Below are 17,517 nucleotides of genomic sequence, written 5' to 3'. Positions count from 1 at the left end.
TTTGAGGAATTAATGGTAATAAGCGTGAATTATAGTCGCTTTACCTTATTACGTGCAAGATGTCAATTTTCCAATTTGTACAAATTTAGCCTCTTTGGGTCATTTTAGAGGCTAAAAATATTTGTATCAAATTGTAAAAAGGAAAAATGCTCACGCTGAACAAATTACTGAGTATATTTACCAGATTAGTTATTTGTCCTTTGTCATTTGTTTAAAGTTACTAAGCATCGACTAATGACCAATGATTAATGACTAATGACTAATGACTATTTTCTTCAAGCGAGACGATGACAACTGTGATGTTATCGTGCCCTCCATGCTCTTTGGCAGCCTCAACAAGAGAGATGGCGGCTTTATCTAGCCAAGGACTATCTTGGAGGCAGTTAGCAATCTTCTGCTCGACAAGTTCTTCTGTAAGACCATCACTACATAACAGCAAGCGATCGCCAACTTTTACATCTAGTGGTTGCACATCAATTTGATGCAAGTCTTCACGCCCCAAACAACGCGATAATACATGGCGAAACGGATGTAATCGTGCTTCATCTAAGGTGATGTCACCGATTTTGATTGCCCGTGCTACCCAAGTGTGGTCTTCCGTTACCTGTTCTAAGTGTGACTCTCGGAAGCGATACAGCCGCGAATCGCCAACATGAGCGCACCAAGGCGATTCTGGGGAGCGAAAAATTACTGCTACAACAGTTGTCCCCATATCGGCGCGTTCGGGATGATTTTGCTGATCCTGCAAAATCGCTTCATTGGCGCCCCACAAAGCTTGCTCTAGCAATTCTTGAGAAGACTTAGAAGTTTCCCAATTTGCTACCAAATACGCCTGAATTTCTTCAGTGGCAATTCGACTTGCCTCTTCACCTCCGGCATGACCACCCATACCATCGGCAACAACGAAAAATCGTCCTTCTGGGTCTATATAGTAGGCATCCTGATTATTAGAACGAATAAGTCCCGGATCGCTAAAACCCGTGAAATTAAGTTTCATAAATTTTTTGCAACAATTAATACATACGATCGTAACGGTCGAGGCGTAAAAGTAATCGGATCGTGATCGCTGAAAGCGCAGCTGCAATTAAAGCAGGCAGCAGTGCTAACCATACATAATCCTTAACCACTAAAATAGTAGCTGAAAGCGTGAAACCGCTGATTAACAGAGCATAGCTTATTGAGAGCTGAATACTGCTCTGTCGTCGCAGCAGGCGTTCAGTTTCTATAGACCGAACGCGCAAGCGCATATCTCCCTGCTCTAGCTTCTCTAGTGTATCCTCTAATCTACGTGGTAGACCAAAGGCGGTACTACTTACCTGAGCTGCTTGACGACTTAATTCGTTCAGAAAGCTATTCCCCTCAGAACCATTCATATCGGTCATAAGTTGCATTGCATAAGGTTTGGCAACTTCCATAAAGTTAAACTCTGGATCTAAGCCTTTACCTACCCCTTCTAAAGTAGAAAAGGCTCGCATCACGAAAGTGAAAGTTGCTGGAAATCTAAATGGCTGATTATAAGCTATTTCGTAAAGGTCGTCACTGATTGCCGCGACTGATTGATTTTCAAAGGGCTTATCCATAAAATGATCGAGCATGTACTGCACGGAACGCCGTACTGGGCCCATATCATCCGTTGGGGCGATCGCACCTAAATCAATCAGAGACTGCACAACGCGATCGCCATCTTTTTGGGCAATACCAAATAGTGTTTGCATCAATCCTTCGCGGATGTTGGACTTAATCCGCCCCATCATCCCGAAATCGTAGAATATCAAAGCACCATTTGCACTAACGGCAATATTGCCTGGGTGAGGATCAGCGTGGAAAAAGCCATTATTGAGTAATTGTAGTAAGTAGGCTTGAGCGCCTTGACGAGCGATCGCTTTTCGATCCAAACCTGCTGCTTCTAAGGCTTCGTATTGGCTAATCTTAATTCCAGGGAGATATTCCAAAGTCAGGACTCTGGAAGTGGCATAACGCCAGTATACTCTTGGGACATTCACCCAATCATAGCTACGAAAGTTACGGCGAAAAGTATCGGCGTTACGCCCTTCGTTGAGATAATCAATTTCTTCCCAAAGAATGCGGCAACATTCTTCGTAAATACCCAACCAATCTCGCCCTCGTCCCCATTTGGGATGGTTTTGAAAGTAACGGGTAATTCCTTTGAGAATCTGTAAATCTATTTCAAATAACTTCTTTAATCCAGGACGTTGCACCTTGACAACAACTGATTCTCCAGTATGTAGTACAGCTTTGTGTACTTGCCCCAAGCTAGCAGCAGCTAAGGGAATCGGTTCAAAATTATGGAAGAGTTCAGGAATTTTCTTGCCTAGTTCTTTCTCAATGGTCGCTTCTACTTGCTCATAGCTAAATGCCGGTACTTTGTCTTGTAATTTGGCTAGTTCTTCTACATATTCAACAGGGAATATATCAGCACGGGTAGAAAACAATTGCCCAACTTTAATAAAGGTTGGGCCTAAATCCAGCAGGGTATTGCGAATCCAGACCGCTTGAATTTTGCGTCTTGCAGCTTGTTTTGCCTCAGTCACACCACCCGGATAACTCCAAGATTTGTTGTATAGCCAAAGTTTGAACAATAAGGTCAAGACAAAAGACCAAATGTCCACAAAACGCCGTCTGCTAGAGTATTTTTCCCGATTCCAACGGTATGCCTTCTCTGAATAACCTTGTTCCATATACTTTGTGTACCGTTGGTTTGCAACCGAATCCCTTGAAAGAAAAGACACTCTGATTCCTAAACTGTTTTTTTTGAAGTGTCATTTGTCCTTTGTCATTTGTGCATAATTTTTGACCAATGACCAATGACCAATGACCAATGACTAAATTTACGCAGAAGTTCTGCGATAATGTTGCAATTCTGTTCGTAACAGGGCAATTTCTGCTCGTAATTCATCAATATCTGCTTGCAAGTCACCGGAATCAGAACTGGCTTGTCCGCTACCTGTAGTAGTTTGGCTAGAATTAGCTGCTTCTGCTGACCGATTTGCCCGCTCTAGGACTTCTTCTGTAAACTGGCGTAACTGCTCTCTAGCTTCTGCATCAAATTTGCCCAGATCGCTCAAAGCATCGGTCAAGGCGACCTCTAAACGCTCATTAACTACTTCAGCTACTGCTCTGCCTACGAAAAAGGCTTGCACAAGGGGGTTACTCATAAATTTTTGTTACGTTGATCCGCAAGAGAATTATAACTTGCCTGTATGCTTTACGGCTTCTGCTGAGGAGTTAGAGATTTAGTGTTGCTGATGGCTAAATTGGTTGAGTAGAAAAAATCTTTGCTGGAATTCTATGAAATACGACAATCTTTGGGAAGGTACAAGAAGTAGCTATTGGTTGCCAGCATTTTCTCTTCCCTTACTCCACTGGGTAAAACCTTTTCTACCTTTTTTGGGATTACCGGATTTTATACTCAAGCAGCCGCTAATTTGGGAGCAAATTTATACTCAAGCAGTACTTGAGTATCAAACCGCAATAGAAACGCAGGATTTGTCAGGGAAATACTATGACCAGGTTATCAAGCAAGTAGTAACAAAAGCTTTGCAAAATTTGGCAGCAATAGCGGGACGAGATGTGGCGAGGGATTTTGAACGGTGGGTAATTGCTCATTTTTGTTGCTATGAACTGGAATCCTCTCATTTGTGTTACTTCGTTAAGAATGCGATCGCTTTATTTATCACATTCCAGCAACTCTCGATAATATTGCTCTGGTGTACTTGGTAAATAAGCTGTCATTTGCAAAGTTTGTTCGCTCAATTTGCAACTTTGAGTAATATTAATCCGGCTGAGGAAATCTAAATCGTGGGAAATTACCCAAAGCGCTCCTTGGTAATCATTGATACCTACTACCATTTGTTCAACAGTTTCAATATCTAGGTTATTAGTTGGCTCATCGAGAATCAGCAGATCGATTTCTGAGATACTAATCATAGCGATCGCTAATCTTGCTAATTCACCTCCACTCAATACAGAAGTGCTTTTGTGAACGTCATCATATTTAAAGAGAAAGTGTCCCAACTGTTGACGCAAAAGCTGATAACTGAGATGAGGATTGGCAGCTTGCATATTTTCCAGAATTGTGTATTGGCGATTTACCAATTCGTAGGTTTGATCAAGATATACAGCTTTCATCACTGGTGTGAGCAAAACTTCACCTGATTCTAAAAACGCTGTTTGGTTTTCCATTCCCAAAATTGCCTTTACCAGACTCGATTTACCAGAACCGTTTGCGCCGATAATGGCTATACGATCGCCAGATGATATATGCAGTTGAATATTTTGAATCAACAGACGTTCTGATACTTTAAGATTTGCACCCTGGATATTGATTAGATTTCGGTACTTGTGATTTTTTTCTTCTAGCTGAATACTTGTTACTTTCGTAGTTTTGACTTTCGTCTCTGCAACCTTTTGATTAGCCTTTACTACTGCTGCTTCATGTTTCTTTTTCGCAGTTCCGCTAGACACCTCAGCTTTGGTTTTCATCAGTCCTGCTGCCATTCTATCAATACTACCATTCAGAAACTTGGCGCGACCGTTGCGACTAGATTGGGCTGCGCGTTGCTGTTCTTGTATAGCTATGGCTTGGGTACGTTTGAGTTCTTTTCTGGCAGTTTCGTGCGATCGCAACGCTACTTCTAACTCGATTTCTTTCTGTTCTCGATACAGAGAAAAGTTGCCTCCATATACTTTCAAACCAACAGATGTAAGTTCCCAGGTAACTTCTGTCACTTGATCTAAGAAAAAAGGCTTATGAGAGACAATTATATACGCGCCAGTGAAATTCAAAAGAAACTGTCTTAAGCTTTCTAATGCTTGCAAATCCATGTGATTGGTTGGCTCATCAAGTAACAGCAGGTTTGGTTCTTGAGCTAAACCGCTCGCCAAAAATAGTTTAGTAAGTTCTCCACCACTTAAGTTAGTGATTGGTAAAGATAAGTCAAGTTTGATGTGAAATTGTGTTTGCAAAACATCCTCAATCTTCCACCACTCATCAGACATGGAAATCAAAAAATTAAGTACTGTATCTGCTGTAATTTTTTGTCTGATAGTGCTGGTTTGTGGCAAATAATAGACCATACCATGACGCAAAACGGAGCCTGTATTCGGGCTGATTTGACTTGCAAGTATCTTGAGTAGGGTTGATTTTCCTATTCCGTTGCGACCAACCAAAGCAATGCGATCGCCCACGTCGATATTCACATGAACTCCTTGAAACAAAGTTCTATCTACGCTGAGGTCATAGGCTAAGTTCTCAGCTAACAATATTGATTTTTTCGGCATTCTTCTCAAACCTCAATTCCCAAACTTCCACCCGCGTGTTTCCAAAAATTACGGGTAGATTAGACACAAAAAAATTCAACCGCAGACACTTGTCAAACGGTTCTATATAAATACGATTAATGACAATATTTTTAGTGCATGACTATGTGAAGTAACCCTGTCAAACTAGTTGCGTTTATTCTTCGTTGACATTTGTTGCTTTGGTGCAACAGGTGTTTGGTACTACTTCATTTCTGCTATCTCGCTAGAGTTGTGATGAGGTTTGATATTGACTACAGTGTAGCACTAAGGTATTTCGGAAAGCGAGGATGCGATGTCCGACGACAAGCCGCAAAGCGTCCACGCTTTTTTCTTCTCTGTGCTTTCTACGCCTCTGCGGTAGAATGCGATCGCCAACCATAACACTGCTAAAATCAATCCATAACTACTTGATGCCGTATCCATTCTATGATTATTGCTCAAGAATTAGATTCTCAAGAAGGCATCTGTCAAGATGTTATATTCCCTCCTGGTGATTTATATAGCGATGAGCCTCCCTTGGAAAGCGAACTGCATTTACGGCAAATAATCCTACTTTTAACATGTCTGGAATGGTTGTGGCGAGATAGAAATGATTTCTATGCGGCGGGAAATCTGACTATCTACTACAGTCCCCGCCAACGCAAATCAGAATACTTTCGGGGGCCAGACTTTTTTGTCGTGCTGGGATGTGAACGTAAAACCCGTAAAAGTTGGGTAGTCTGGGAAGAAGATGGCAAATATCCGAATGTAATTTTAGAAATTTTGTCTGACTCAACAGCCAATACTGACAAAGATTTAAAGAAAAAAATCTATCAAGATACCTTCCGCACACCCGATTATTTTTGGTTCGACCCTTACACACAAGAATTTGCGGGATTTCATTTAGTAGATGGAGAATATCAACCTCTACAAGCAAGTGAACAAGGATATTTGTGGAGTCATCAGCTAGGGTTATATTTGGGAGTTTATGAAGGTTTATTGCGGTTTTTTACACGAGATGGGCAACTAGTACCAACACCGAAAGAAACGGCAGATCAGATACAAAAAAAGGCTGAACAAGCCGAACAAAAAGCTGAACAAGCCGAACAAAAGGCTGAACAAGCCGAACAAAAGGCTGAACGTTTAGCAGCAAAACTGCGAGAGTTAAATATAGATCCAGATACAATTTAGACCAGAGCTATTTCATTTAGGATAGTGTTGCGCTAAAAACTCCTTAGCTTCAGTCTTGTCTTTAATTACTCCATCCAAGGTGGCAGCAAGTATATCATCTAATATTTGTCGATATTGAGGCCCTGGTTTGTAACCAACTTTCTTTAAATCATTACCATTCAATAGTGGCTGCACATTAGCCCAAACAGTTAAATATTCCCAAATCTGATGTCTAAGCGATCGCGGACTTTGCAAAGCGATTAAAATCAGCATTGGTAAATCATACTGTCGTAACAACTGTACTACTTGACTAGGACTTTGACGCTCAGGCAAAGATTCCACTACCTCATCTTGGGCAAAAGCCAAGTTTTGCAAGCGTTTAATGCCATCTTCTTGCAGCTGTAGATTCTTTGCAACTTTTGCCCGATATTGTGGTTTTAGATGGGCGATTAACGCTTGTAAACGCATTTCCCAATGGATGAGGGTTGGTTGTGGGTCAAATCGCTGCAAACAGCGTTCTAGCAAACGTAATTGTCGTAGGACTTCCACATCTAGCTTCAGGCTAGGATGGATGCATTGCAATGCCTCTAAGTTATCTAGCAACTGCAAAGCCGATTTCCAGTAGGGGGCTTCTAAGATGTGTTTTAGTTCTGTTTTCAGTCGAGTTTGCAGGGCTGGGGTTCTGCTATTCTCTTGAGCAGTGCGATCATAAACACCACTGTTAATGGCATAGCGGATAAACTCTTCAGTTTGCGCTTCTATCTCAAATCCGAAGCGCACGGCAAAGCGCACGCCACGAAAAATGCGGGTGGGGTCTTCGATAAAGCTATTAGCGTGCAAAACCCGAATTTGCCTAGCTTGTAAATCTAGTAAACCACCAAAGAAATCAAGTAACTCACCAGCACGAGGGGAAGTCAGGCGCAAGGCGAGGGCGTTAATGGTAAAATCTCGGCGATACAAGTCTTGACGAATGGAACTCGCTTCAACTTCTGGATTTGCGGCTGGATAAGGATAGAATTCTGTTCTAGCGGTGGCAATATCTACCCACAGAGAATCTAATTCCGGGTCTTTGTGCCACAACAAAGCCGCAGTTTGAAAAGCCCCGTGGATTTCTAAGCGAGCCGTAGGGTAAAGTTGTTGGAGTGCCTTGGCTAATTCCACACCAGCACCGACATCTGCTGATTTATGAAAGCCATCAACCACAAGATCGATATCTTTAATCATCAAAGTGTCTGATGCTACTTCTGCTAATAGCAAATCTCGCACCCCGCCACCCACTAGATAAAGATGCCAACCCCGTTTCTCTGCCTCTTGCGATGCTGTGGTGAGTAATTGCCATAATTGTGGAGCAAGGCAATTTTGCAACTCAGTGCTAAGAGGAATTTTGAATTTTGAATTTTGGATTTTGAATTTTTGCTCTCCTCCCTCGTCTTCATCCCTTTCTTGATGTAATTCCCGTAAGACATCAGTACGGGTAACAATGCCCAGTAACTGCTCATTTTCCAATACTGGTAAGCGTCCGATATCATAAGTCACCATCACCGACTCAATTTCTGGCAATGTCGTATCTGGTGTAATCGTTTTGAGATTCTTGGTCATATAGCCCTTGACCGGCGCATGACTAAATCCGTGGTGTAAGGCGATATCAATATCCCGCCGCGAAATAATACCTACTAGTTGCCCTTGAGTATCGACTACAGATAAACCAGAGTGTCTATAGCGTAATAAAATGCGCTGGGCTTCGGCAATTGTGGTTTCAGGCAGAATCGTGCGGACAGGAGAAGACATCAAATCCCTAGCAGTGGGGGGATGGGGAATTTGTGCTTTTACCCCGTCAAGGAGTTGTTTTAATATTGCTTGCGAATCAACTCCCCTTAGATTTAGCGATGCGGCTTGCGAGTGACCGCCACCACCCAAGAGTTGGAATAATAGATTAAGATTCGTTTTGGGAATTTGCGATCGCCCAATTACAGTTAACCGTGAATCCTCTTCACCTAAAGGATACTCATTAGCTAAGAGTAGGGCATCAATTTCGGTTATTTCTAGGAGTTCTGATGCCAGACTCGACAGCCCCGGCACAAAACTATCTGTTTTCAAAGTTACCCAAGCAACCGTATATCCATGTACACAGAGATATTCTAAACTTTCCAGAGATTCAGTTAATAGCTGCTGTAATTGCGGAGATAATCCGGGGTCACGGTAGGTGGAAATTACTGATAAACTAGCCCCTTGTTGCATCAACCAAGCCAAAGCTAGGGCATCCCGTGGTGTGGACTGATCATATGTCAAAGAGCCAGTGTCAACGTGGATACCCAAAGCCATCACAGTTGCTTCGGCAGAAGTCAAGGAAATTTCCTGTTGTTGCAATTGCTCAACGATTAAAGTTGTGGTGGCTCCTACTGAGTCAATATGCGATCGCGTGGCAGAAATATCTGATTCTTGTCCTAAGTGATGGTCATAAACTATAATCTCTCTTACAGTAGGTAAATCAAACCACTCAGCAGCTTTACCCAAGCGATCGCGCTGTTGTGTATCCACCACAGTCAGAGAGCGAATTTTTTCTGGATTCACCGAACGGCGTTCAATCAGTGGATATTCATCCCGATGCAATGCTAAAAAATCCCGTACAGTAGGATGAGAGCCGCCAGGTAGCACAATCTTGCTTCCCGATAGTAGGCGCGTCAACCCTACTGCTGCTCCTAATGCGTCAAAATCTGCTGTTGTGTGGCAAAGAATTAAATCCATAGTTAAAAGTCATTAGTCATTAGTCACTTGTATCTAGACAAAGGACAAATGACAAAAATGTTGCAATTTCTGCTAGCTTAAAAATAATAAGAAAGTGTCAGTGTCGCCCTTTAGGATATTCTATCCTTAGTATTTCGCTGTATTGGGAGAAGTAAAAATGACCATAATATTCCAATTTGCCTTGATAAGTCTAGTCTTGTTGTCTTTTGTCCTGGTTGTTGGGGTTCCGGTTGCTTATGCCACTCCCCAAAACTGGAATGAATCTAAAAAACTGCTCTGGGTTGGTTCTGGGGTCTGGATTGGTTTGGTGTTTTTAGTTGGTTTGTTAAACTTTTTTGTCGTTTAGGCGACGGCTTCGCTCTGGCGCAGGCACATAATATAAGAACTAGAGGGGCAGAAAAGCCAAGGTCAAAGGTTAAGGGAAACAAAGGATTTTTTCTTTTTCCTACTAACTTCATTTTGACCGTGCTTTCCTGCTCCTCTACATTTAAATAAGAAATGTATATTGGCCAGAAGTATAGTTGATAAAGAGGCAGTCATGGCAGTTTTCGAGGGAACTTTTACCCAAACGGAGCCTTTGCGGTTTGCAGTGGTGATTGGTCGATTCAATGACCTTGTTACCGGAAAGCTGCTAGAGGGATGTCAAGATTGTTTAAAACGCCACGGTGTAGACCCTAATCCCCAAGGTAATCAAGTGGATTATGTTTGGGTTCCAGGAAGTTTTGAGGTACCTTTAGTAGCTCGCCAATTAGCACTTTCCCATCGTTATGATGCTGTAATTTGTCTTGGCGCAGTCATTCGAGGACAAACGCCCCATTTTGATTACGTATCCTCAGAGGTTTCTAAAGGCATTGCCGCCGCTAGCTTTCAAACTGGTGTGCCAGTAATTTTTGGCATTTTGACAGTAGATACTATGCAGCAAGCCTTAGAACGGGCAGGCATAAAAGGTAATCATGGCTGGGATTACGCCCTGAATGCCCTAGAAATGGCTAGCCTGATGCGGCAACTGCGTTCTAACCTGGCAGAGCCATATTCTCGTAGTAGCCAGTCTTTGCCACCCTCTTTTCCAAGTGCCAGCGTTGGCAATTTAACTTTGGAGTCAGAAGAACTCGGTTAGTCTGTCATTAGTCATTTGTCCTTTGTCCTTTGTTATTCACTAATGACCAATGACGAATGACTAATGACAAATGACTAAATAAAGGGGTTGACAATTACAGATAAATCTGAGATATTAGTATTTGGGCGATGATCGCGGGTATAGCTCAGTGGTAGAGCGTCACCTTGCCAAGGTGAATGTCGCGCGTTCGAATCGCGTTACCCGCTTCCAACTAAAACCTCTTGAATGTAACAATTTCAAGAGGTTTATTGTTTTTAGGGTGCCTTAAAGCGTTTGTAGATTAGCTCTGCACCTTTGTAAAGCCCTCCAAATGTTTACAGGTCAAGAAAAATTAGCCACAATATATTTAGACAAAGAGTTACACATACTAAGATGCTTTGGTAATTCTTGCCCTGTAAACACTTGTGTGTGAACTCCAAGGAATAGATATTGGACATAATGCCGATCTAACCTTGAGAACTGATAGTAATATATAGTGACAGTGACCCAAAGAGAATTTAGCGGGTTTGTTGCTGTGTGTTGTTTACGAACGTAGCCTTCCCAAAGGATTTGCTTTAGGAGTGGTTGCCACCTATGCTTAAAATTGTATCAGGTGTGTCAGCATAATAAATTTCCAAAAACGCAACCACATTACGTTGAAAGCGACAGATGAAGAGAAGGAAATTTTTAAACAAGATCGCCAGCTATGGGGAAAGATTACAAATAGATAACTCCGTACTGATTTGGCAATTAGTAGAATATTTAAAGTTAGCTGCATCTACTGTTAGTAATCAGGGCAATGTTTACATCACCTTTTTATGTATATAAAGACAGAAGCCTTTAAGGTGTTTACCAAGGCATTATATTTTTGTACTTCGTGTAAAACACGCTCAAGTTATTAGAACGCTTGTGCAATCTCAAAAACCCGAAAAAATCGATTTCAATACCGAATACCCCTGTCCCTGTCGTCGCCGGGGTCAGCTAATTCCGATTACGCTAACAGAAGCATTTGGTTGCGATCGCTGTCAGCAAATCTTTGTTGTAGAAGATAATGGTCATGTCCTAGAACAGCTTTCCACCACCTATCCCTACAAACGGGCTTGGCGTTGGATGGGAAATAGTTGGCATGTTGTCCATCCCCGCTTGGGAGAAAGCTATTTGCCTATAGCGCTGGGCATTATTTTCGTGCTAGTGATTATATGGCTGCCATTAGCACTGCGATTGGCAAATGGTTCCAGCATTATTGCTTGGGCAATGGTGGCGGTGCTATTGGCTATCTTACCAGCACTAATGGTCTGGCTTACCTACAGACGTTAACTCAATGACTGTTGAATTGGATGACCACCCCGAACCGATTACTAGTGCCCAACGAGCCTATCAAGCTTCCCTAAAGCTGGCGCTCACAAAGGGAGCAGACCGGAGTCGTGCAGTATTGGCAATGGCAAAGGCGATTGAACGCTCGTTTGATGACATTCTAGAAGCCAATACCTTGGATTTAGAAGCTAGTCGGGAAATGGCGGTGCCTGAGTTGATATTGGACTGGCTGAAGCTGACTCCCACAAGGCTAGAGATGACAGTGGACATTTTACAACGGTTGGGGGAATTATCAGATCCGCTGCGACGCGTCAGAACCGCTGATTATCAACTGGAAGATTCTCAAAGTTACACTCAGTTAATGCCCTTGGGAGTGATTGGATTTATTTATGAAGCGTTTCCCGATTTAGGGGCGATCGCAGCGGGTTTTTGTATCAAAACTGGTAATTGTATAATTCTCAAAGGCAGTACTGAAGCTAGCCATTCTAACGCAGTAATTGCTGACGTACTGCAAAGTGCGATCGCAGAAGTTGGCCTAGCTCCCGGTTGTCTAGAACTGATCACAGCAGAACATGGTGCTTCAGTTCGGGATCTAGTTACCCAAGACCAGTACGTGAATTTAGTAATTCCCTACGGACGTTCTAGCTTAGTGCAGCAAGTAGTCCGACAGTCAACTTGCCCAGTTTTAAAGTCGGCGATGGGTAACTGTTACCTCTACTGGTCGCTCAATAGCAGCTTAGAAATGGTGCGCTGGATGATTCTTAATAGTCATCAAAGTGAACCCGATCAAGTTAACGCCATTGAAAAGGTACTAATTCATCGTCAAGCCTTGCCATCATCTTTAGCTGTCTTGTGGAACAGCTTGATGGAAAAAGGCTTTGAAATAAAAGGGGATGCAGAACTAGTCCAAGCCTTTCCTCAGTTGCAGCTGGTGAAAGAAGGCGAATGGGGAAACCCTTATTTAACGAGGACAGTAGCTTTTAAACTAGTAGATAGCTTAGAGGCTGCGATCGCCTGGATTAATGAATACAGCAGTGGTCATGCTGACTCCATCGTGACTGAATCCTACCAGGAAAGTCGGCAGTTTGCGTTGGGAGTTAACAGTGCTTCTACCTACATCAACACTTCCCCGCGTTTTTCCCGCAACCCTTCGCGGGGAGATTCAGTATTTCTCGGTATGTCTAATCAAAAAGGTCATCGCCGGGGATTTATCAGCCTGGAAACATTGACCACCGTTAAGCACATTGTTCAGGGAAATGGCAGATTTTAAATAATTCGTAATTCGTAATTAGAAAAGGGTTTGCCAAAAGTGCCTGTAGCGGCAGTTCTGTTTAGGTTAGGGTCTAAATGTCCTACAAAATTCTCCCAATGCCCCAATCCAATTTTAAACTTAACACAATCTTAATTTCTGCTTGATGCTGGGTTGGTAAATTTTTTGTGGTTGGTTGAGCAGCTATTAGGAGACAAGTTAAATCAACATAATTAGTAATTACTAATTCATAATTCATAATTCATAATTATTAGACGATTTACAATCTGCTGTTTCTATAAGAAGCAGCCAGATTTTGTTTAGGTTTAAATCCCCATACAAAACACAATTACGAATTACGAATTACGAATTATTTAAACTACTATTTGTGCTTTTGGAAATTGACCCTCCTGAATGCCAACTGTATTTACATCTGGGAACGGGTGAATATGGAACTTATGGATGGCACGCGCCTGCTAGCAAATCGGTGCAAACGGCGGAATTTTTTGTTGGGTGCAGGATTCTTAACAGGGTTAACAATCGCTAGCCAATGGCATCCGGTATTGGCTAAATCAAGGTTTTCTAGCTATCCGTTCAGTCTTGGTGTTGCATCTGGCGATCCTTTGCCGGATGGTGTTGTTATCTGGACACGACTGGCTCCCAATCCACTCTCTGGAGGTGGAATGCCACTGGTAAATGTTCCAGTGCGTTGGCAAGTTGCCCTTGATGAAAACATGAAACAGGTGGTGCGGCGAGGAACAGTGCTGGCGACACCAGAGTTAGCGCACTCAGTCCATGTTGATGTCCGTGGGCTAAACCCTGAGCGTTGGTATTGGTATCAATTTCAAGCAGGTAAGGAAGTTAGCCCCATTGGACGGACTCGTACAGCACCAGCATTTTATAGCTATACCCAACAACTGAACTTTGCTTTTGTCTCCTGTCAAGACTGGCAAAATGGCTACTATACGGCTTATCGGCATTTAGCTGAGGAAAATCTCGACCTTGTGGTTCATCTGGGTGATTACATCTACGAATACGGGCCACAATCTGGTGGGCCCCGCCAGCATAATAGTCCAGAAATTATCACTCTTAAAGACTATCGCGATCGCCACGCTCTGTACAAAACTGACCCAAATCTCCAAGCTGCTCATGCGGCTTTTCCCTGGATTGTCACTTGGGACGATCATGAAGTTGACAACAACTACGCCAACTTAATCCCGGAAGACAACCAAACCCAAGAGGCTTTTAGAAAACGGCGAGCTAATGCTTACCAGGCTTACTACGAACACATGCCCTTACGTCAGTCTTCATTGCCCAAGGGCCCAGATATGCTGCTTTATCGGCGGTTGACTTTCGGTAATTTAGCTGAGTTCAATGTGCTAGACACGAGGCAATACCGTACTAATCAACCTTGTGATGATGGAATTAAGCCTCGCTGCTCCCAAGCTTTTGATACAAATGCTACGATGACCGGCTCAGAACAAGAACAGTGGCTACGAAAAGGGTTAGACCAATCGCGATCGCGCTGGAATGTGATTGCTCAACAGACCATGTTAGCCGAGTACAATTTCAATAGTAATCCAGGTGCCAGTGTTTTCAATGTAGATCAGTGGGACGGTTACGTGGCTGCACGTAATCGGCTTTTGAGTTTTCTCAACCAGCGCCAACCCTCTAATCCAATGGTAATTACTGGAGACATCCATTCTAGTTGGGTACACAACCTCAAGCTTGACTTTAATAACCCAAACTCGCCGACGGTAGGCACTGAGTTTGTAGGAACTTCAATTACATCTGATTTTCCCACCGCATTTCTCGCTCCAGTTCAAGCTTCCCTAAGCAACAATCCCCATACTAAGTTCTTTGACGGTGCTTACCGAGGATACGTCCGCTGCAACCTGACTCCAAAACGCTGGCAAAGTGACTATCGCGTTGTATCAAGCATCGTTGACTTGAATGCCTCTGTCAAAACCCTAGCTTCCTTTGTAGTCCAAAACGGACAACCAGGGGCACATCTAAGTTAAGCAAATCTCACAAGTAATCAAACAAACCCCCCAAATAGAATCTGGGGGGTTTAAATATAATATTAAATCTAATTTCGACTATTAGAATATCTGAATTCGGATCTTGTTATTCCACATTTTGCGGATGTTTCGATTGAGTAATCCTATCTGAGTTACCCAAACTGCAAAAGGCTTAAAAAATCTACAGAATATGGGGAACTCAGGAGGAGTGTAGACTATTTAGGTGGGAAGCGATCGCTTGTTAAGGCTTATACTAAATCAATTTTCCTATAGAGTTATTTTTGCATCTATTTGCAATACTTAACTAACCTCTAATTAACAAAAGTAAACATAGATTAAAAATAATAACTAACATCATAATTTATTAAGTTCATCAAACTAAATTGAGAGTATGCTCAATAGTTGAAGTCTAGTTGAAAGTTTAAGTAACTAAGTGCAAACAAACTTAAACATTTGTTTAGTTTTTTATCCTTTGTCATTTATTTAGGTGTTAAATACTAAAAAACAAAGTTTATTTGTGCCAACTTACTAACTAGGTTGTCAAGCAAAGTGGTGAAAATCCGACCAGAGCCAAGTACCAACAGCGAAAACAAAAGTAAACTTCACAAAAATTACGTAACATGATCAGAAGAATTTTGCTGGCTGTATCGGGATTGGGACACGCAGAGGAAATGCTCAAAACTCTGAAAGAAATCCCTTCTGTTCAATCTGCAAAAGTTACAATTTTGCATGTTGTTCAAGCACAAAATACTGCTACTACCATGACAGCTAAATGGGAAAATGGTGGCAAAATTCTGGCGAATGCGATTCAAACTTTGAACTTAGATCCTAGTCAAGTTTCTTCAATTTTGCGTGAAGGCGACCCTAAAGATGTGGTTTGCCAAGTAGCTGATGAAATCGACGCTGACTTGATTATTATGGGTTCACGTGGACTGAAGCGGCTGCAATCGATTTTATCCAACTCAGTCAGTCAGTATGTTTTCCAGCTATCTTCTCGCCCCATGTTGCTGGTAAAAGATGACATTTATGTTAAAAGAATTAAGCGAATTATGGTCGCAATAGACAATTCTGATTCAGCAAAAAATTGCTTGAAATTGGCATTGTTTTTACTGCGAGATATTCCAGGCGGCGAATTAATTTTGGCAAATATTAGTACAGATTTTGGCGGTAAAAAATCGGAAATCACCCAGGTTAACTCAGACAAAAATCCAGTTTTAGCAGCCGCTGTTGCAGAAGCTGAAAAACAAGGCATCCAATCTCGTTCTTATATCAGCAGTGGTAAACCTGGTGAAGAAATTTGTCGATTGGCAGAAGAGTTGAATATAGACTTACTATTGCTCGGTTCTCCAGATCGTCGTCCATCGATCGCTAAGAGTTTTGTTGATATAGATCGGCTCATCGGATCTTCCTTGTCTGACTATGTTCGAGTCAATGCCACTTGTCCGGTATTGTTGGCGCGGACAATCGCTTCTTAAAGTAAACAGTGCTGAGTATAATAATTGTTATAATAAAATAGTAAAGAAGTAAGATTTTTCTTGTCTTTACTATTGGGCACTCAGCATAGGCTACGTTAACAGCACTAAATGGATAGTTGATAAATAAAAACCCCTACACTATTGGCGCAGGGGTTATTTATTTTATACACAAACTCTTAACTATCTTTTCCACCTTCGCGGCTAGCAGTTTGGATGTAAAGAATTAGTAAAAACACGGCGGGGACTAGTACGAACAAAATGCTCGCTATGAACCCCAGGTCATTAACTTGCATGGCAAGAAAACCTCTCTTTAATTTCCAGTCAACAACATTAGGATAGCATTATCGATGACACAGTTATACCAATTCAAAATTCAAAACTTGTACTGAGCTTGTCGAAGTATTCAAAATGTCCGCATATCATCTCGTAGAGAGTAAACTTAATTTTGGTAGGTATTTTGACTACTGAGTGGATAAAAATTGAAGCAGTGGCAAATTTGAGAACTAAGGTTTCGTGACTACGCTGACTGAGCCATTGACTAAAGTTTGACAGGCAAGGCGGTAATTTTCTGGCTTTTTTTTGAATTTTCGGTTTTCTACGTCTGTGCGAGGGGAAAGATTTTCTAGTCCTTCGACTATCTCGACAATACAAGTACCACACTGACCATTACCACCACAATTGGTCAGCTTACCAATTAATGTATATATGTCAATGCCATTTTGTATCGCCTTGAGCCGGAGATTAGCACCATCTGCTGCCACTACTTCTTTATCTTCTTTAACGAATTTGATATTACCCATAACTGATTCCTCCTTGACTGTAAGCTTGGCTTTCAAGGCTTTATATTGACATGGACTAATTAACATCTTATTTCTTATAATAATTCATTACAAAATATTAATAAATATTAATTTTATAAAACATGGCGCTACAAAAAAATAGGACAGGTAGAGTACCTGTCCTATAAATTGAAAAATAGATTAACTTACCTAAATCCCACAGCTGCTTGCCAAACGAAAGCAAGCAACAAGAAGAATACCGGGATAACTGGGAGAACGTCTACCAAAGGATCGAAGATTTGGTAAGCTTCTGGCAGTTTTGCTAATAAAAGTGCTGCTTCCATGTTTGTTTAAATCCACCTATCCA

At 41.9% G+C, this 17,517-nt stretch carries 18 protein-coding genes and 1 tRNA gene; 9 read left to right on the top strand and 10 right to left on the bottom strand.

The genetic code is table 11. The annotated features are described in order from the left end of the window. Positions 1-259: 259 nt before the first annotated feature. From RMY16_RS22440 to RMY16_RS22430, 3 genes are all read right to left on the bottom strand, one after another. Positions 260-997, bottom strand: a complete 738-nt coding sequence (locus RMY16_RS22440; RefSeq protein ID WP_322738218.1) for a Stp1/IreP family PP2C-type Ser/Thr phosphatase — start codon at positions 995-997, stop codon at positions 260-262. A gap of 16 nt (positions 998-1,013) precedes the next feature. Then, positions 1,014-2,699 carry an AarF/ABC1/UbiB kinase family protein gene (locus RMY16_RS22435; protein WP_322738217.1) on the bottom strand — a complete coding sequence of 562 codons (1,686 nt, stop codon included), beginning with the start codon at positions 2,697-2,699 and terminating at the stop codon, positions 1,014-1,016. Positions 2,700-2,849: 150 nt separating this feature from the next. After that, positions 2,850-3,176 carry a DUF6825 family protein gene (locus RMY16_RS22430; RefSeq protein ID WP_322738216.1) on the bottom strand — a complete coding sequence of 109 codons (327 nt, stop codon included), beginning with the start codon at positions 3,174-3,176 and terminating at the stop codon, positions 2,850-2,852. Between the two features lie 133 nt (positions 3,177-3,309). Here RMY16_RS22430 and RMY16_RS22425 point away from each other — a divergent pair, with 133 nt between their 5' ends. Next, positions 3,310-3,741: a hypothetical protein gene (locus tag RMY16_RS22425; RefSeq protein WP_322738215.1), complete on the top strand. Its 432-nt coding sequence runs from the start codon at positions 3,310-3,312 to the stop codon at positions 3,739-3,741. On the opposite strand, the gene abc-f is transcribed toward RMY16_RS22425, so the two are convergent. Both abc-f and RMY16_RS22415 read right to left on the bottom strand, forming a co-directional pair. Continuing rightward, complete coding sequence (gene abc-f, locus RMY16_RS22420; RefSeq protein WP_322738214.1) at positions 3,688-5,301, bottom strand: ribosomal protection-like ABC-F family protein; 1,614 nt, start codon at positions 5,299-5,301, stop codon at positions 3,688-3,690. The genes RMY16_RS22425 and abc-f overlap by 54 nt on opposite strands. A 285-nt stretch (positions 5,302-5,586) precedes the next feature. Beyond that, positions 5,587-5,745: a hypothetical protein gene (locus RMY16_RS22415; RefSeq protein WP_322738213.1), complete on the bottom strand. Its 159-nt coding sequence runs from the start codon at positions 5,743-5,745 to the stop codon at positions 5,587-5,589. A gap of 3 nt (positions 5,746-5,748) precedes the next feature. On the opposite strand from RMY16_RS22415, the gene RMY16_RS22410 reads away from it, so the two are divergent. Beyond that, positions 5,749-6,492 (top strand): Uma2 family endonuclease, encoded by a 744-nt coding sequence (locus tag RMY16_RS22410; protein ID WP_322738212.1) that lies wholly within the window; start codon positions 5,749-5,751, stop codon positions 6,490-6,492. A 12-nt stretch (positions 6,493-6,504) separates the two neighbouring features. Here the strand turns inward: RMY16_RS22410 and RMY16_RS22405 are convergent, their stop codons facing one another. Further along, entirely contained in the window at positions 6,505-9,216 is a 2,712-nt protein-coding gene (locus RMY16_RS22405) for a CBS domain-containing protein (protein WP_322738211.1), read from the bottom strand. Positions 9,217-9,373: 157 nt separating this feature from the next. Between RMY16_RS22405 and psbZ the strand changes: the two genes are divergently transcribed. The 5 genes from psbZ (at position 9,374) to RMY16_RS22380 (ending at position 12,896) form a co-directional block, all read left to right on the top strand. Next, positions 9,374-9,562 (top strand): photosystem II reaction center protein PsbZ, encoded by a 189-nt coding sequence (gene psbZ / locus RMY16_RS22400; protein ID WP_322664232.1) that lies wholly within the window; start codon positions 9,374-9,376, stop codon positions 9,560-9,562. A 192-nt stretch (positions 9,563-9,754) separates the two neighbouring features. Next, positions 9,755-10,333 (top strand): 6,7-dimethyl-8-ribityllumazine synthase, encoded by a 579-nt coding sequence (gene ribH / locus RMY16_RS22395; RefSeq protein ID WP_322664234.1) that lies wholly within the window; start codon positions 9,755-9,757, stop codon positions 10,331-10,333. Positions 10,334-10,467: 134 nt separating this feature from the next. Then, positions 10,468-10,539 (top strand) — tRNA-Gly (locus RMY16_RS22390). 682 nt (positions 10,540-11,221) lie between these two features. Then, complete coding sequence (locus RMY16_RS22385; RefSeq protein WP_094348002.1) at positions 11,222-11,629, top strand: hypothetical protein; 408 nt, start codon at positions 11,222-11,224, stop codon at positions 11,627-11,629. Between the two features lie 4 nt (positions 11,630-11,633). Then, the gene (locus tag RMY16_RS22380; protein WP_322664236.1) at positions 11,634-12,896 is read left to right on the top strand and encodes a glutamate-5-semialdehyde dehydrogenase; all 1,263 of its coding nucleotides are present in this window, start codon (positions 11,634-11,636) and stop codon (positions 12,894-12,896) included. Between the two features lie 82 nt (positions 12,897-12,978). On the opposite strand, the gene RMY16_RS22375 is transcribed toward RMY16_RS22380, so the two are convergent. Next, complete coding sequence (locus RMY16_RS22375) at positions 12,979-13,134, bottom strand: hypothetical protein (protein WP_322738210.1); 156 nt, start codon at positions 13,132-13,134, stop codon at positions 12,979-12,981. A gap of 190 nt (positions 13,135-13,324) precedes the next feature. On the opposite strand from RMY16_RS22375, the gene RMY16_RS22370 reads away from it, so the two are divergent. Further along, complete coding sequence (locus tag RMY16_RS22370; protein ID WP_322738225.1) at positions 13,325-14,896, top strand: alkaline phosphatase; 1,572 nt, start codon at positions 13,325-13,327, stop codon at positions 14,894-14,896. 620 nt (positions 14,897-15,516) lie between these two features. After that, on the top strand, positions 15,517-16,371 hold the full coding sequence (locus RMY16_RS22365) for a universal stress protein (RefSeq protein ID WP_322738209.1): 855 nt from the start codon (positions 15,517-15,519) through the stop codon (positions 16,369-16,371). A 176-nt stretch (positions 16,372-16,547) separates the two neighbouring features. On the opposite strand, the gene psbM is transcribed toward RMY16_RS22365, so the two are convergent. The 3 genes from psbM to RMY16_RS22350 all read right to left on the bottom strand — a co-directional run bounded on the left by psbM (position 16,548) and on the right by RMY16_RS22350 (position 17,494). Continuing rightward, positions 16,548-16,664, bottom strand: coding sequence for a photosystem II reaction center protein PsbM (psbM, locus tag RMY16_RS22360; protein WP_084227279.1), 117 nt, complete (start codon positions 16,662-16,664; stop codon positions 16,548-16,550). 210 nt (positions 16,665-16,874) lie between these two features. Then, on the bottom strand, positions 16,875-17,171 hold the full coding sequence (locus tag RMY16_RS22355; RefSeq protein WP_322664244.1) for a 2Fe-2S iron-sulfur cluster-binding protein: 297 nt from the start codon (positions 17,169-17,171) through the stop codon (positions 16,875-16,877). A 185-nt stretch (positions 17,172-17,356) separates the two neighbouring features. Continuing rightward, entirely contained in the window at positions 17,357-17,494 is a 138-nt protein-coding gene (locus RMY16_RS22350; RefSeq protein WP_006195022.1) for a photosystem II reaction center protein K, read from the bottom strand. Between the last annotated feature and the right edge of the window lie 23 nt (positions 17,495-17,517).

The sequence above is a fragment of the Nostoc sp. DedQUE12b genome, assembly GCF_034530835.1.
Classification (GTDB): Bacteria; Cyanobacteriota; Cyanobacteriia; order Cyanobacteriales; family Nostocaceae; genus Nostoc.
Note: the sequence above shows the minus strand (reverse complement) of the source record. Positions and strands in the feature narration are given on the sequence as shown.

Excerpts from the sequence above, each read along its gene's own strand:
- psbM (WP_084227279.1), bottom strand. The coding sequence starts at position 16,664 with ATGCAAGTTAATGACCTGGGGTTCATAGCGAGCATTTTGTTCGTACTA.
- abc-f (WP_322738214.1), bottom strand. The coding sequence starts at position 5,301 with ATGCCGAAAAAATCAATATTGTTAGCTGAGAACTTAGCCTATGACCTC.
- ribH (WP_322664234.1), top strand. The coding sequence starts at position 9,755 with ATGGCAGTTTTCGAGGGAACTTTTACCCAAACGGAGCCTTTGCGGTTT.
- RMY16_RS22350 (WP_006195022.1), bottom strand. The coding sequence starts at position 17,494 with ATGGAAGCAGCACTTTTATTAGCAAAACTGCCAGAAGCTTACCAAATC.
- RMY16_RS22375 (WP_322738210.1), bottom strand. The coding sequence starts at position 13,134 with ATGAATTATGAATTAGTAATTACTAATTATGTTGATTTAACTTGTCTC.
- RMY16_RS22425 (WP_322738215.1), top strand. The coding sequence starts at position 3,310 with ATGAAATACGACAATCTTTGGGAAGGTACAAGAAGTAGCTATTGGTTG.
- RMY16_RS22410 (WP_322738212.1), top strand. The coding sequence starts at position 5,749 with ATGATTATTGCTCAAGAATTAGATTCTCAAGAAGGCATCTGTCAAGAT.
- RMY16_RS22435 (WP_322738217.1), bottom strand. The coding sequence starts at position 2,699 with ATGGAACAAGGTTATTCAGAGAAGGCATACCGTTGGAATCGGGAAAAA.
- RMY16_RS22440 (WP_322738218.1), bottom strand. The coding sequence starts at position 997 with ATGAAACTTAATTTCACGGGTTTTAGCGATCCGGGACTTATTCGTTCT.
- RMY16_RS22365 (WP_322738209.1), top strand. The coding sequence starts at position 15,517 with ATGATCAGAAGAATTTTGCTGGCTGTATCGGGATTGGGACACGCAGAG.
- RMY16_RS22355 (WP_322664244.1), bottom strand. The coding sequence starts at position 17,171 with ATGGGTAATATCAAATTCGTTAAAGAAGATAAAGAAGTAGTGGCAGCA.
- RMY16_RS22415 (WP_322738213.1), bottom strand. The coding sequence starts at position 5,745 with ATGGATACGGCATCAAGTAGTTATGGATTGATTTTAGCAGTGTTATGG.
- RMY16_RS22430 (WP_322738216.1), bottom strand. The coding sequence starts at position 3,176 with ATGAGTAACCCCCTTGTGCAAGCCTTTTTCGTAGGCAGAGCAGTAGCT.
- RMY16_RS22380 (WP_322664236.1), top strand. The coding sequence starts at position 11,634 with ATGACTGTTGAATTGGATGACCACCCCGAACCGATTACTAGTGCCCAA.
- RMY16_RS22405 (WP_322738211.1), bottom strand. The coding sequence starts at position 9,216 with ATGGATTTAATTCTTTGCCACACAACAGCAGATTTTGACGCATTAGGA.
- psbZ (WP_322664232.1), top strand. The coding sequence starts at position 9,374 with ATGACCATAATATTCCAATTTGCCTTGATAAGTCTAGTCTTGTTGTCT.
- RMY16_RS22370 (WP_322738225.1), top strand. The coding sequence starts at position 13,325 with ATGGAACTTATGGATGGCACGCGCCTGCTAGCAAATCGGTGCAAACGG.